Raw genomic sequence first — 15,301 nt, 5'->3', positions numbered from 1 at the left:
AATATATCTTAATTATACCAATGACCTATTAATTATGATAGCAAAAAAAAGAAGCTAGGATTGAACCCGCTTCTTCTCTATGATTATTTCTTTGCTTCAGCTGCTGCTTCAGCTTGTTCGGGGCGAATGGTCTCAATTTTCTCTTCCATCCCATTCTCACTATTCATATAAACACGATAAATATTGTTGTTCATCTTCCCGATAAATTCATAGCAAAGCACTTCTTCGTCTAATTCATTTTTGATAATCGCCAAAGACTCGCCAGTCACTTCCATTTTCGGGCTAAGATGCTTACGTGCTTCGGCTGCCGTCATTTTGGGCTGATCAACCGTTCGCTGTTTTTGACCAAATATATAGTCTGTTGCCTGCACGCCAGTGACTTCAAGAGTGTCTAAAGCTACTTTAACGCTAACCTGCTGAGGATAAATCGTAACATCCTTTTCTCGCTTAGCGAAAATAATGTTAGCCATATTTTGATATTGATCATAGCTAACTGCGCTCATATCTTTATATTCATGTTGATCTAAAAACTCATTAGCTATATCTCGCGCCTGTCTAAGATCAAACTTAGATTCTTTTATGGTTCGCGGCTTCATAAAATAAATGAGCTGACCGCCTTTTTTGGTGAAATCCATCTGAATATCATTTTCACTGCCGTTTCCGCCTGGAACCACAACGCTAAAGCTTTGATATTCTGGCGCACTGCCACCATTCTCAACTACTTTCATAGTAGTAGTATCACTCACCCCCAGAAATTGCGCTGCTTTTTGTTTAATTTGATCAGCTGTCATGTCATTCCCGGACAAAACGCTAACATCATTTTTGGAAAAAATGTTCAAATTTCCAGGTCCCCAGTTTAATTCCTCGTAGGCTCCAACTTTTTTGTCAACGGTAGAAAAGCCATCAATGATCGCATTATCATGTGTTTCATTTTCAGAAGCTAGGGCGACTTCGACGTCCATCCATCGCAAGTTTTTGGACAAAACCTTCTCCTGAACACCGCGTATTTCCTTCGTTATCTCGGAGGAATGATCATAAAGAGCATTCAACGTTTTTATTTCTTGCTCATTTAAAGGCTGCTTCGTCATGTCACGAACGGACATTCGGTATGAGAAATTAGCCATATTAGCTAAGAAATCTTCCGTTTTGTTGAATGGCAGCAGTGTTAGCGGGAGCTGCGTAATATCGCTTTGCGCTTGGCTCGTTAGCCGCCATACATTAACTAGCCCCTTTCGGTAAGAAGGCTCCGAGGTTGCGTTAACAGCCAACGTATTACCAAGCTCTGTATGAAGCTTATCCACATGGAAAGAAAGATCATGGAACGCACGTTGATATTGATTCTCTGCTTTGATCAAAATCGAATTCTTCTCCTGGTGTTCCAAATATCCCCACACTGAAGCACCAATCAAGGCAATCAAGAGGAATGGAAACATGACAATACTTAATCTTTTATACACGCGACTGCTCCTTTCGTACCCAAACTTGCGCTTAGTTTTTACGTGGGGAGGCAGGTTTATACAAGATTGACAACAAAAAGAGGCCAATTCTAAAAAGAATGGCCTCACGCTAATCTTCGGTCTCTACTTCAAAGTCTTGCTCATTGCTGCAAATGCACTGGCGGAATCCCGTTTCAATTTTACCTTTTTCTTTCTTGCCTTTCAGCACAAACTTTTCACCGCATAACCGGCAGCGGATCTTTACTTTGACTCTTGTCGTGGACATGTACACCCTCCCGGTAGTTCCGGACTTACAGCCAGGAATCGCCATCTATACTGTCCATTATGACCTATTTCAGCTCACTTTAATCTTCTCATCCGCTGTCGCGATGCGTAGTGGGGAATGAGCATTGGCACGGTCAACCCGCCAAATTGTGCGAATCCATAGAAAAGACATGACTGGAATCATGATCCAAACCCAGTTCGTTTTGAAAAAAAGCAAAATATAATCAAACAATCCATGCCACAAAATAGGCAGCAGTAAGGAAATCCATAAATACCTTTGCGCTTTGTGTGGAATGAATTTAGCCTTGCCCAAGTAGTAACCCATCATGACACCGAACAATGCGTGCGCTGAAACAGGCAGCAGAGCGCGAATCATCAGCGCAGAGAAAGACGATGCATTAAGGAAAGCATAAATGATATTTTCCAAAGTCGCATAACCTAAGCTTACGGCCACTGCGTACACAATTCCGTCATAGGGTTCATCAAAGGCTTCATGCCTAAAGATCAAATGATAGAGGATAAACCATTTCAGAAACTCTTCAACGCCACCAGATAGGAAAAAAGCCGAGATAAAAGTACCCTTTCCAAACTCTTCAATCAACGAATTCTGCAGTACCATCGTAGGGTATACAAGCAGAACACCAAACAAGAACATTCGAATAACTAAATGAATCGGTTCCGTTTCGTATCGGTCCTTCAAATAAAAGTACGTTAGCAATGAGAGACCTGGCGCTACGGCTGCCATAATAATCGGCAGAATTTGCAATTACAGCTCCCCCTTTTCGTTCAATAGCATTTAGAACCACAGCTCGATTCCATGCGTAATATGAACATTATAGTCATTTTCAATGTCTTATTCGGTGAACAACGCACGATCATTATGGAAAATGAGTGGGATACTCCCTATTGTGCCATTTCGATTCTTCTTCAAGACTAGTGATATAGACTGCTGTTGATCCTCTTCTGTTTCATTAGGCTGCATAATCATGACCACATCCGCTGAAGCTTGCACATTGTCAGACACGTTATCTTGCCCAAGCTCTAATGCGGTAGCAGCGATAATCGGGCAATTCCATTCTCTGGACCATTGTTTAAGCGTATAGGCGATAGCAGCCTGCTGCTGCTCCCAAGTTAGCGGTGTTACCCCTTTAGCTGCTGGAATACGCTGCAAATGATCAATGAAAATCACGGGCTCTTTGCCAACAACAACTGCAATCCGTTCAATGGAAGCGGCTACTTGATCGAGCGTTGTATCCATCGTACACTCAAGCATCCAAAGCATTTTACTGATTTTTACGTACTGCTTGTTAGCTTCTGCTACCTGTTCAGGCTCAACTTTGCCCCCGAGTACTTTCTGTGGAGCAATCCCAATAATCCTTGCAATGCTGCGTGCCCATAGTTCGAAATTCGTCATATCCCATGACACAAAAATAACCGGATTCTGCTGAAAAGCAAGTTCATCAGCTATTTGTTTAAGCAGCATGCTCTTGCCTATGGAGCCTGAACCTGCCAGTAAATACAAGCCATTTCCAAAGCCGCCGAAAAGTAAATGATCCAGCTTAGCAAAACCAGTGCGGATACTAGCGACTTGGCCGCGGAACCGTTTCATATATTCTTCTAAATAAACGGTGCTATTTTTGATATCTGGAGCTACAGGGGCTAGCCTTGTTTCCTCAACAGTTTGATTCACTAGCGCAAGAAAAGTCTCAACCGGATTCTGAGCTCTAATGAACAGATCGTTAATATCTCGAATTGTTTCGGGCAAATTAATAATATACGTCTCATTGCCCTGTTCCCTTAATAAGGCTTCTATGCGTGTAGAATCCCTTCTTCCGGTCTCATCATTCCCCATGCAAATATAAACGCGTTTACCAGCAAATAATGACATATGTTGTTCTTTAAACATACCGTTATCAGGTACACAAACAGCAGGCATTTTGGCCTGAGTCAACGTTAGGACATCAAATATCCCGTTGCAAAGAACAACTTCATCTGAATCTTCAAGTGCTGAATAATTAAATAGATACTGATCTAAACCATACAGGGGTTTATATTTCGGCTCTCTATTGTCTATCGAGCGTCCGATTAAGTCGACAATTTCGCCGTTGTAGTTCCGAATAGGAACAATAACTCTATGCTCGAAGTAATCACCTAGCTGATTCTGATCAACATAGAATCCTATCTTGCCAATTTCAAAGCCAATACGGTACTGTATAACCGTTTCTTCCGTTATCCCTCTTTTTTGTAAATAGAAATAAGCCTTCTCGCGGAGCTGCTTTTGGTAATAGGCCAATAACCCGTCCAAATCAACAGCAGCCAGAGTAGGCGCCAGTCGTTTGCGATCTATGCTAGTCATCTAGGTCTCCCCCATTATCTCTTCGCTACGTTGATAAATGATCACGAATAACCAACAAAACAAGCATCCACAAAAACAATCGTTTTTGAAAATGCTTGTTTCATTCTACTCAAAAAGTAAGGAAGATGGCCTTATTTGAAATGACGGCAGAGCACCTTAACTGCATCATCTGCAATGATTGTCTTCCCATACTCTTCAAGCACAGCTTGTGTAACGGAAGCGGCTTCGCCGAATTCAGATAAGACAGCAATTAATGCCTGGTATTTCGTTTCTTCGAGGTCAACAGGCTCGAGTTGTAAAATATATTTCCCTTTGTATGAATAAAGGGTACCGCCTTCCATGAGAAGGGGATTAATTACTTTGGATACACGCACAAGATCTTCAAAATCACGGAAAGCATAGGAGACTAAATCGCTTTGTTCAAGCGTTACTTCCATTTCATACACTTCTTCAGCTTCGTGATCATCATATGCATCTGAGTTTGCATACAAATCAAGCTTACCTCTGGTCACAATAACAACCATTCCTTGTGCCGGGAGTGCAAACACCTCAACAGCAAGCGGGCCGGACGGGTCAAATCCGAGCTCTGAATAGGCTTGATCCATCATTTCACTAAATAATTCGTGTACTTTGGGAATTTCTCTCCACATGTCGTCTTTTTGAATACCGCGTTCAGTTAAGTCATCGAATGTTAGGAAAATCCGTATCTTATCCTGACTTAAGCGTTCTATTTTCATGATAGGATCCTCCTTTGAGCCTTCCGACTGGAAAGCTTGCATCGAAAGCATGGTCATCTTATTAAAACAGAATATGATAAAAAAAGAAAAAGGTGAACCTTTGAGAACGAAAATGGACATGCATCTTGCTTTCGTTTTCACCTATCATGTTAACATTAATTGCGTGCAATTGCACGCGCAAGTTATGTATAAAAAGAAAAGCACAGCCAGCACCTTGGGGATGCCAGACTGTGCTTCATACTTAGGTTCATTGGATAGTCGATGAACTTTCTTTATTTTCACGCATGATTTCATTGACAGTTGCTTTCAAATGAGGATCTTCTTTCACTATTTTTTCAACTTGATTCAGGCCATTCGAGTTTGAAGTCGAGAAACTTTTGGACGTTGAATCTCCAAATGATTTGTTCACCAACGAGTCCTTTGCTTTATCAACAACTTTACCCATAGATTCACTGGACGAGCTGAATGCTGAGAACAACATTGATTTACTTTTACGATTGAGATATATAACCGCCGCCGCACCGGCAATACCGCCGAGCAAAAATGTGCCTATCTTCATTGGGTCTCCCTCCATGTCAAGTAGTATGATTCCTTCATAGGTTGCGCGAGTTTCTAGGAGGGCATACGTTAAGACGGGAGGAAAACAAAGGAGATATGTTATCTGCGAAATGTGGTACTATAGGAATGACCTACAAGTATAAAGACCTGAGGAGAACGAAGGATAATGAACAAAAAAGCCAGTGTACTAATGATGAGTGTCATGATCTTATTAGCTGCCTGCAGTGCGAACCAAACAAAAATAAGTCCAATCGAAACAACGAGCTCTACACCGGTAGCTGTCGCCACAATTACACCAAGTCCTGTACCTTCTCCAACTCCCGTCCCTACAGCGACAACGCCAGCTCCAGAAGTCGTCAAAAAAGAATATCATATGAACAAAAACTATGATATTGTACCAAACGATCCCAATGGGAACAAAAAGATCGTCCTTTTAACCTTTGATGACGGTCCTAAGGAACAAGCCATGAATCAGGCGTTAATCGACATCCTAAAAAAGCATAATGCCAAGGCAATCTTCTTCTTGAATGGATATCGAATCAAACAAAAGCCCGAACTTGTTAAACTCATTCATAACAGCGGTAATCCCATTGGTAATCATGCCTGGGACCACGAAAACTTGAAAAGCATGACGAATGAAAAGATTGATCAACAAGTTGATGATGTCCAAAAAATAGTAAAAGAATTGACAGGGCAATCGCCTGAATTTTTCCGACCTCCTTTTGGTTCTGGCAATGATTATTTGAAAACCAAAGTGAAAGACAATAAGATGCTTTATATGACATGGTCCAACGGTTCGTTAGACTGGGATATGACTAATAAAAATAACGATTCCGGTAAAGTGATCGAAAATGTGATGAAACAATTACATGGCGGTAGTAATATTTTGATGCACGAGCTGCCTTGGACAGTGAAAGCCTTAGACACACTTCTTACCCAACTTGAGGAAAAAGGATATTCTTTCGTAGATCCGAATGCCATTGAGCTAGAAATGAAATAAGAAAAGAGCCTTGCATCTCCTACACGTCAGGTGTCGGTGCTGCAGGGCTCTTGTTTTTTAATAACTAATATTCACTGTTCTTGTATTTTCCTCATAGGTCACTTTCGCACCAAGAGTCTCGGAAAGCAGCCGAACCGGAATCATCGTTGTTTCATGAATGAGCTTAGCAGCTGATTCTGTTGCATGCTCTACACCATTCAAACTATACGCATTTCGGTTCGTATAAAAGATAATCGTCTTGTCTTTCTTTTTGTAAACAGCAGCTTTCTGGTTATCGTCCCATTCAACAGTTGCACCTAGTGCCGCGGCCAAGTCTCTAATGTAAAGGTATGAAGTCCCATCTTGAATATATGGCTTTTGCTTCATAGGATAAGGGATTAAATCAAGTAGATACTTGTCCTCATTCAAACCAAATGAAACCAAGTGATTGCGGTTTAGCCCGAAGTTAGCCATTTGCAGCATGTAAGCAACAGCATCCTTATGAAGTTTAAGTACACCAACACCAACCCGAGGTTCTGTGCGGAATGTCCATTCTTTCGAATAGGGTCTAGTACTCCCATCTTCCATGATTGCTGTCAATTTGATTTTGGCTTTATAAGTTGTATCTAATTCCAGTGGTTTCGAAGGCATCACAATTACTTCAGTTTCCAAATGATCATCTTTACCCGGCTCGTTCTTCAGTAGTGATACGGAGTTACCTCCCTCGTCTTTTAACTCTGCCTCCTCCAAACTTACCTTCTTTACTCCGGGCCCGTTTAAGGAAGCCATGATCGGATAACCAACTGGATATTCCGCCCCTGAATGAAAGCGAATCGGATCCGGGGTCTCATGACCATCAAAAAGGGTTGGTACATACACATCATTATTTCCTGGAGAAACGACTAGTTCTGGTGCAATCCCGTCTGAGAAACCAAATTCGATAACGTGATAATCACCATCTCTAAACACACCGATTTCCACGAGTCCTGGCACCATGAATGGTGAACGATGATAGGGAGCATCAAATAGACTATCTATAGCTTCAACTAAGGTAACCCGATTATAAGCTACATCTTCACTGCTTGAACGCGAGTAACCGATAAATTGTACCCGCTCTCTTAATGACTTGCCGATATAACCTGGCAGCGCTGGGTCCTCATCATGCAAAGAAATAGACGTCCGAATAGGATCGATTTTATTTCGGGATAAATACTGCGCATGCTTCTGAGCCGCTGTATTCAAAGCATTATTGAATTTGACCTTCGACAGCCCTAATTTAGCCCGATAATCATTGATCGCCCGAAGTCCATCCTCCTGCTCTTTAGTCGTTTCAGACGTTAACGAAACCGCACCTTTAATAACCGTAAATTTCCAATCAATTGATATAGGTTGATAGCCATTGAAAGACAGCACTAAACGAGCATTATAGTTCCCAGGCAGTAAATCAGCTGTAGGACGATATATAAATTTAACCGAAACGGGATCATAGCTAACATTTAATTCCTTATCGTTTAAATAAAAATGATAGCTTTCCGGCGTTTTTCCTTCACTTAGCTCAAGTGTTACTCCAATGTCTGGACGCAAGAGTCCAACATCGCCTTGCGGATAAGACAAGCTTCCATAAGACAGAGCATAGGATGGTTTCGCTGACCAAAAGATACTTGAAAATAATACAAATATAATAGCCATTAATTTCACATTAAAAATCCATCTTGAAGTGTGGTTCGCCAACATAATCGCTGCATCCTCCTGGTAAAAAAACTATGATAAAAAATGAAAAAAACTATGAATCTATCATAGCTTCTCCACTTCTTTTACACAACTTAGGTTGATTGGTATATCTGAATCGTCTACGAATAATATTTAATGCCCCAAACCGTTAAACTAACCACAAGAATAATGAATAACCATAGTAAAGTTAGATAGAATATACGCGTCCACTTTCCTCGCTCAGAGGGATGCACAGCATTACGCGGCGGTAAGTACGTATCGTCTTCCTTTACCTCTATTGGCCTCCGATCAGACCGTAAAGGTGATCTTTCCCCTACACTCATGTGACCTGTTCTTCCTCCTTGCTGTAACGAAGTATGCAGCCCATTACAAAATCAATGATAAAATGAGCGATTATCGGAGTCCATAGACTCCCAGTTTGAAGGTAAATCCATCCCAAACCATAGCTTATACTGAAAACCATTCCTGTCATTAACCAATGCTGCAAATACCGAATATGGATCGCTGCAAACAAGATACTAGTCCAATAAGGGCCCCATGCATGCTGTATCGCCCCTCGAAACAGCACTTCTTCACAAATCGCTACGATGAGCGAAATCAATGCAATATGCCATAAAGGTCGCGTCCCGAATAACATTTGATTAATTCCACCGTCGTCTGATACTTCCTTGGGCACCCATCTAGAGATCAAAACATCGATCCCGAGGACAAGTAGAGCAAACAAACTTCCCCAAATGAGAATCTTCAAGCCCCCATGAATGGTAAACATGGAAAGAATCTTATGATTGCTCTGAAAAAATAAGATGATAATACCGATAATAAGCGTAAGCAGTTGGGTTATGTAAAGATTAAGCAATAATGTCCGGTCATTCAATTCACTCATATCAACTTTTCCGAAGCGAATGTTCTTAAAATCGAATTTTTTCAAGGAAGCAGCCTCATTTCCTCACATATTCCCTTTTATGGCTATTTCCCCTATACTAAGTTAAAAGAAAAAGAGAGAATAAGGAGCTTTAATTATGGATAAACGTCTAACCCGCACTGATTATTTATTCGCCCTCATGTTTATCTTTATGCTTGTTTGTATACTTGGCGCCTTTTTCTACGGCTTAAGAGTCGGCCAGGAGAAATCAGATCAAAAATACGATAAAATATTGCATGCCGACAAGGCTGTCATTCAGGAAATTGGAGCCTACGACCAACAAGTACTCGTATCTTATTACCATACCATCTTTTTGCCCTTTAGGGAATTTCAGAATAAATGGTTTGAGTTGATGAGTCAAATTGAACTTGGCAACTCTACAGTCGATGCCTCTGCCGTTCTTAAAGAGTTGTACAAGCTCGCTGACGAGAAATATAATGAGCTGCTAAAAAAGAGCATGCCGGCTTCATCCCCGCTGCTTGTGCAGTCTCACCAAGGTTATCTCAAAAGCCTGAAGCTTTTTGCTGATACGTTAAAAAGTTACCAAAACAAGGCCAACGGATTGACAAGCCCACAACTGCTCGATGTCATTCAGAAGGATGCCTACATCCTGGAAGCGAAAACACAAGCATTGACGGCTCAGAAAAATTATTTCGATTCCATCGTTGCTTGGAACGGAACGATCGATCATGATATTGAGAATTTCGATCCAAACAATAATGCCAATTTGGATCAATGGCGTGCGATGAACATAAACGTCAAAAATCATTACATAACAGCAAAATTACTTAAAAATAAAGCATTTGCTCCTTTTTACCCACAGGATTTGACGATACGTATTGATGAATTCATTGCCTCAGGTCAAGCTAAGAAAATGAACGTGAACGATGTTAATCAAACGATGGATCTGCTGCTAAGTACAAATGCCGTTCGTCCTGGAGACTTTGTCAAAGGGAAATCAAAGTGGTATGCCAACGAGCTGCTTCCACAGCTTCCATTTTTCTCGGATGTGAATTAAAAGAAAAAGCCGGGCGCAGATGCGCTCGGCTTTTCTTTTAATCATATTGGAATCCGCGAAGCATGGCGACCGCTGCCATCCCTCCATCTACATTAATGACCCGGTCAAAACCGTTCTCCAACAAATACTCGGCAACACGATAGCTGCGCACACCATGCGCACATACGAGATAAATATCCCGATCATCTGACAGTTCACCCATTCGATGAGGGATTTGCTGCATTGGGATAAGCTGTGCTTCTTCAAGATGATAAAACTCCCATTCTTGAAGTTCCCTCACGTCGATAATGATGCTATCTTTCAGTTCCTGCTGTTCCAATGCTTCAAGGAATTTATTTGGATGAATACTCGTTATGTCGATGTCGGCACTTCCTTCCTTACTTGCTGCAAGAGCAATATCTATTTAACGAGTACAATAGCGAAAATCAGGCTAAAATACAAGTGAAATAGCATTGCTTTCTAAGCGTCCTTGCTTTAAAATAAACGAAAAGCTTAGGAAAATCTCTCGTTCAAATATCAAATATGACTTTCATGTGAAATTGATTCGACATGTATTGACACGATTTCAAACGCATGTTAATCTAATGAAAATTCTATATCACAGTACAGCGTTGACGGAGCCAAGCAAGTAAAGTAGCTTTCAGAGAACCGATGGTAGGTGCGAATCGGTAGCGAACATTTTGCGGAGCACTCCAGAGTTATTGCATTGAATAAAGTAGATGCAATCGGGATAGGAACACGTTACAGTTCCAGGTCGCAAGACCAATTGAGGCTTCCCGTGTGAATGGGCAGCGAACTAGGGTGGTACCACGAAAGCAATCTCTCGTCCCTTTGGCTACAGACATACGTGTCTGTACCTGAGGGTTGGGAGTTTTTTTATGTTCATCAGAGGAAGTCTTTGAGCCAGCTCAAAGGTCCCAATATTAAGGAGGAACCGAATTATGTACAAAGTTCTAGTATCCGATCCAATTAGTGACATGGGAATTCAAATGCTTTATGATGCAACCGATGTAGAAGTAGTGAAGCAATCCGGCCTATCTGAAGATGAGCTCATTGCCATCATCGGTGAGTATGATGCCCTTCTAGTTCGCAGCCAAACGAAAGTTACAGAGAAAATCATGAATGCTGGAACGAAGCTAAAAGTTATTGGCCGCGCTGGTGTTGGTGTAGATAATATTGATTTGGAAGCAGCAACAAAACGCGGTATTATCGTCATCAACGCACCGGACGGAAATACGATTGCTACTTGTGAGCTTACATTTGCCATGATGATGTCAACAGCACGTATGATCCCGCAAGCATATAAGAAAACAGTTGGCGGCGAATGGGATCGGAAATTTATCGGTGTTGAGCTTCGCAACAAAACTCTCGGTATTCTCGGTATGGGACGTATCGGCAGCGAAGTAGCCAAACGCGCTAAGGTATTCGGAATGGAAGTTATCGGATATGACCCTTTCTTGACGGAAGAACGCGCTGAGAAAATTGGCGTTAAGCTTGGTACTGTCAATGAAATTGTTGCAAAAGCAGATTTTATCACGGTTCATACGCCACTCACACCAGAAACGCGCCACCTGATCTCCAAACCGCAATTCGATATTATGAAAAAAGGTATGCGCCTTATCAACTGTGCACGCGGCGGTATTATTGATGAAATGGCGATGGTTGAAGCGATTGATCAAGGGATTGTAGCCGGAGCTGCTTTCGACGTATTCGAAGTAGAGCCACCACAAAAGGATCACCCTTTCTTGAACAACCCTAAAGTCATTGTGACCCCTCATCTTGGTGCATCTACAATTGAAGCTCAAGAAAACGTAGCGATTGACGTTTCTGAAGAAGTTCTTCATATCCTGCGTAATGAACCGTTCAAAAATGCAGTTAACTTACCGCCTGTACCAGCCAATGTATTGAACAAACTTCAACCATACTTTGGACTCGGTGAAAAAATCGGCTCTATCCTTGGTCAAATCGCACATGGCGCTGTTTATGAAATCGTTGTAAACTATGCGGGTGATTTGATTGATGTAGATACAAGTCCATTAACACGTTACATCGTAAAAGGTGTGTTTGAGAACCAATTAGAGTCCATTAATATCGTGAATGCCATGCACTTGGCTAAATCACGTGACGTGAATATCGTTGTTCAAACGTCAAACACATCCAACAGCTTTACAAATCTTGTAACTGTTACTGTAAAAACGAAGCAAGAAGAGAAAACACTTGCTGGTACTTTACTAGCTGGCTACGGAGAACGAATCGTTCGCATCGATCAATATCCGGTTGATTTCGCAGCAGAAGGTAACTTGTTGTTGATTTCCCACAACGACAAACCAGGTATTATCGGCCGCGTTGGTACGCTTCTAGGAAGCAACAATGTGAACATCGCAACGATGCAAGTAGGACGTAAAGTCATTGGCGGCTCGGCGATCATGGTCCTAACTATTGATAAATCCGCTCCTGCTGAAGTACTGGCTGACCTTGCAACACAAGCCGAAATCGTGAATGTTCGTGCCCTTACGGTATAATCGAATAGCGACTAGGTAACAAAGTGTTTCACGAACAACAAGATTTTGTCTGAATATTCTACAAATTAAAGGCGTTTGCTGTGAGTTTTCTCAGCAAACGCCTCTTCTTATGTCGAATTTCGTTATTTATAGCTTATTAAGGCTCACATGGTAAAAGAATTGTAAAGGTTGTTCCCTGTCCCAAAGCACTTTGTACGGTCACACTGCCATGATGTGCATCTACGATGTTTTTCACGATGGCGAGTCCAAGTCCTGTACCACCCGAAGAACCGCGTGTTCGGGCCTTATCCGCCTTGTAGAAGCGTTCAAATATGAACGGCAGGTCGTCGGCAGGAATCCCCTGCCCCTCGTCGGAGACCTCAATGCGGATCGCCGGCCGATCCTTGTAGACGGCGGTCTCTGCCTTAATGGCAATACGTGCCCCTGAGGCCGTATGCCGAAAAGCATTGTCGAGCAGGTTCGTTAACACCTGCTCAAGCCGGTCCTCATCCCCCCGTCCAAGGATGAGGGGCTCCTCAGGCAGCGCAGCGCTTAGCATGATGCCGCGCTCTTTGGCCATCACCGCAAATTTGCGGTGCATGCGTCTCACCAGGGAGTCGAATTCGACCTCCCTGAAGATCAGCTCGAGATGGCCGGCTTCCATCCGCGCCAAATCGAGCAGGTCACGGACGAGGCGCCCCATGCGGAGCGACTCGTCGTGAATGACCTGCACCAACTCCACGCGCTCCTCCGGCGTGGAGGGGATGTCATCCAGCAGGGCTTCGCTGTAGCCCTGCAGCATCGAGATCGGCGTGCGCAGCTCGTGCGACACGTTCGCCACGAAATCCTTGCGCAGCTTATCGAGGCGCTCCTCCTCCGTGACATCACGGAGGACAGCCACTGCGCCGCGCACTTGATCGCTTGTGTATAACGGTGTCATCGCGACGGACCACACGCCGTTTTGCACGTGAAGCTTCGTAGCTGCTTCCGACGATTCGTCCACGACCGCTTCGAACAGCGGAACCAGAGGCACAGGGATCGGACTCGAGTAGGGATTGCTGTAGCTCATTAATCCCCAATCCCCGAGTGCTGTATCCGGTTTGCGGAAGCGTCTCGTCTCCTCATCATCCTCTGACCACTCAATCGTGCTCCACTCCTGCACAATTTTCTCACCTTGCGGATTGGTCAGCATGACAGATCCATTCACATCGAGCGTGATGACCGCATCGGTCATGCTTCGTAAAATACTAGATAAATGCTCTTTTTCCTGACTAAGGGCTCGGATGCTTTCCTGCATCTTCTCGCCCATGTGGTTAAACGTTTTGGCCAGCTCGCCAATTTCATCCTTGGACTGAATAGGGACACGGGTACCATACTCACCCATAGTGATGAAATCAGCCGCTTTCTTCAATTGCTGAAGCGGTCTAGTAATCCGAGAGAACAAGAAAAATGCGAAGAAAGTCGTCATAAGGAAGCCGACTATGGACACATAGATAAACAATCTCAACATGTAGGACTGCGTTGCTTCTAACGATTGCAGAGATTGATACAGCAGCGTTGCGCCAACGATGGTGCCTTGAAGATTTATTAACGGTACGGCTACAACGAGGTACTCATCCCCCGTCTTAATTCGTCCTGTACCGGACTTATTGACTTGTTTGTCTTTCGTCTGACCTGCGAATACTTGTCTGAGCTCCGCTTCCGTGTAAAAATCGGTTACATGGAAACTGGCTAACTCGCTCCCTTGTGTAGAAGGAATAACCATTTCCTTCATATCGGTGGAGATCACCAGCATTCTTGCATCTTGGAAGCTTAGCAGTTCATTACTCAATTCATAAAACTGCTCATCATACATATGATGCGAAGCTTCTTCCGAGAATTTGACGGCCATATTCTTCATATTTTTCGTTTGATCATTCGCTTGAGCGAAATAATTTTCCATGTAATTGACAAGAAAAAGACCTAGTATGAGCAGTACAACCCCAACTAGGCCAATAATCGTTAACCAGAGCTTACCTACAACACTTCTGAAAATAAACACGTTATTTGGGCACCTCTAGCTTATAGCCTACTCCCCATACGGTCGTGATCATTGCCGCAGCATCCGGGGATACTTTGTTTAATTTTTCACGGAGTCTTTTTACATGAGTATCTACGGTACGTAGGTCTCCAAAAAATTCATAATTCCAAACATCCTTAAGCAGTTCCTCACGAGAGAACACTTTATCCGGAGATACGGCCAAATAGTGCAGCAGCTCATATTCTTTCGGAGTCAACGCTACTTCCTGTCCACCTGCGGTTACCCGGTGCGCATCATGTTCGATGATTAGGTTAGGAAATACAATATTGTTGCTCGAACTCGCATCCTTGGACAAGTACGCTGTCGCAGAAGAGCGACGCAGAATCGCTTTAACCCGGTAGATGACTTCGCGCGGTGAGAAAGGTTTGACGACATAGTCATCTGCACCTACCTCAAATCCGCTAACTCGGTTCGTCTCTTCGCCTTTGGCTGTCAGCATAATGACAGGCGTGGACTTTACTTGACGAAGCCGTGCGCAAACTTCAATCCCATCAATACCTGGCAGCATCACATCGAGCAGCACTAAGTCATAGTCCGTATCTGTGGCCATCCGCAGCGCGGTCTCACCGTCTTCTGCTTCTTCAATGATATAGCCCTCTTTTTCCAAATACATTCTGAGTAGTCGACGAATGCGTTCCTCATCATCAACAACGAGTATGCTAGCTTTCATTTCCATGGAGCTTCACATCCTTATCTAT

General features: G+C 43.1%; 14 protein-coding genes and 1 other annotated feature. Of the genes, 3 read left to right on the top strand and 11 right to left on the bottom strand.

Annotated elements, in window-relative coordinates; all coding sequences use genetic code 11:
- Positions 1–83: 83 nt before the first annotated feature.
- The 6 genes from ypeB to QFZ77_RS18700 all read right to left on the bottom strand — a co-directional run bounded on the left by ypeB (position 84) and on the right by QFZ77_RS18700 (position 5,373).
- Entirely contained in the window at positions 84–1,457 is a 1,374-nt protein-coding gene (gene ypeB / locus QFZ77_RS18725) for a germination protein YpeB (RefSeq protein WP_307441738.1), read from the bottom strand.
- Positions 1,458–1,566: 109 nt separating this feature from the next.
- Entirely contained in the window at positions 1,567–1,722 is a 156-nt protein-coding gene (locus tag QFZ77_RS18720) for a hypothetical protein (RefSeq protein ID WP_162257309.1), read from the bottom strand.
- 69 nt (positions 1,723–1,791) lie between these two features.
- Positions 1,792–2,487: a glutamic-type intramembrane protease PrsW gene (prsW, locus tag QFZ77_RS18715; protein WP_307441737.1), complete on the bottom strand. Its 696-nt coding sequence runs from the start codon at positions 2,485–2,487 to the stop codon at positions 1,792–1,794.
- Positions 2,488–2,574: 87 nt separating this feature from the next.
- Positions 2,575–4,077, bottom strand: a complete 1,503-nt coding sequence (locus QFZ77_RS18710; RefSeq protein WP_307441735.1) for a DnaB-like helicase C-terminal domain-containing protein — start codon at positions 4,075–4,077, stop codon at positions 2,575–2,577.
- Between the two features lie 131 nt (positions 4,078–4,208).
- A complete protein-coding gene (locus QFZ77_RS18705) occupies positions 4,209–4,814 on the bottom strand; it encodes a genetic competence negative regulator (RefSeq protein ID WP_029192986.1) in 606 nt (201 codons plus the stop codon).
- 247 nt (positions 4,815–5,061) lie between these two features.
- On the bottom strand, positions 5,062–5,373 hold the full coding sequence (locus QFZ77_RS18700) for a hypothetical protein (protein ID WP_307441734.1): 312 nt from the start codon (positions 5,371–5,373) through the stop codon (positions 5,062–5,064).
- A 165-nt stretch (positions 5,374–5,538) separates the two neighbouring features.
- Here QFZ77_RS18700 and QFZ77_RS18695 point away from each other — a divergent pair, with 165 nt between their 5' ends.
- Entirely contained in the window at positions 5,539–6,372 is an 834-nt protein-coding gene (locus QFZ77_RS18695) for a polysaccharide deacetylase family protein (protein ID WP_307441733.1), read from the top strand.
- A 57-nt stretch (positions 6,373–6,429) separates the two neighbouring features.
- Here QFZ77_RS18695 and QFZ77_RS18690 read toward each other — a convergent pair whose 3' ends face one another.
- Both QFZ77_RS18690 and QFZ77_RS18685 read right to left on the bottom strand, forming a co-directional pair.
- Complete coding sequence (locus QFZ77_RS18690; RefSeq protein WP_307441732.1) at positions 6,430–8,085, bottom strand: stalk domain-containing protein; 1,656 nt, start codon at positions 8,083–8,085, stop codon at positions 6,430–6,432.
- A gap of 316 nt (positions 8,086–8,401) precedes the next feature.
- A complete protein-coding gene (locus tag QFZ77_RS18685) occupies positions 8,402–9,010 on the bottom strand; it encodes a CPBP family intramembrane glutamic endopeptidase (RefSeq protein ID WP_307441731.1) in 609 nt (202 codons plus the stop codon).
- A 91-nt stretch (positions 9,011–9,101) separates the two neighbouring features.
- Between QFZ77_RS18685 and QFZ77_RS18680 the strand changes: the two genes are divergently transcribed.
- Positions 9,102–10,022 (top strand): hypothetical protein, encoded by a 921-nt coding sequence (locus QFZ77_RS18680; protein ID WP_307441730.1) that lies wholly within the window; start codon positions 9,102–9,104, stop codon positions 10,020–10,022.
- Positions 10,023–10,059: 37 nt separating this feature from the next.
- On the opposite strand, the gene QFZ77_RS18675 is transcribed toward QFZ77_RS18680, so the two are convergent.
- Entirely contained in the window at positions 10,060–10,341 is a 282-nt protein-coding gene (locus QFZ77_RS18675) for a rhodanese-like domain-containing protein (RefSeq protein WP_307441728.1), read from the bottom strand.
- A gap of 283 nt (positions 10,342–10,624) precedes the next feature.
- Positions 10,625–10,856 (top strand) — a binding site (T-box leader).
- Between the two features lie 107 nt (positions 10,857–10,963).
- On the opposite strand from QFZ77_RS18675, the gene serA reads away from it, so the two are divergent.
- The gene (gene serA / locus QFZ77_RS18670) at positions 10,964–12,544 is read left to right on the top strand and encodes a phosphoglycerate dehydrogenase (protein WP_307441727.1); all 1,581 of its coding nucleotides are present in this window, start codon (positions 10,964–10,966) and stop codon (positions 12,542–12,544) included.
- A gap of 136 nt (positions 12,545–12,680) precedes the next feature.
- Here serA and QFZ77_RS18665 read toward each other — a convergent pair whose 3' ends face one another.
- On the bottom strand, positions 12,681–14,564 hold the full coding sequence (locus QFZ77_RS18665; protein ID WP_307441726.1) for an ATP-binding protein: 1,884 nt from the start codon (positions 14,562–14,564) through the stop codon (positions 12,681–12,683).
- 1 nt (position 14,565) lies between these two features.
- Positions 14,566–15,279 carry a response regulator transcription factor gene (locus tag QFZ77_RS18660; protein WP_307441725.1) on the bottom strand — a complete coding sequence of 238 codons (714 nt, stop codon included), beginning with the start codon at positions 15,277–15,279 and terminating at the stop codon, positions 14,566–14,568.
- Positions 15,280–15,301: the final 22 nt, after the last annotated feature.

The organism is Paenibacillus sp. V4I3, from assembly GCF_030817215.1.
Classification (GTDB): domain Bacteria; phylum Bacillota; class Bacilli; order Paenibacillales; family NBRC-103111; genus Paenibacillus_E.
This window is presented reverse-complemented; position numbering and strand designations above follow the sequence as displayed.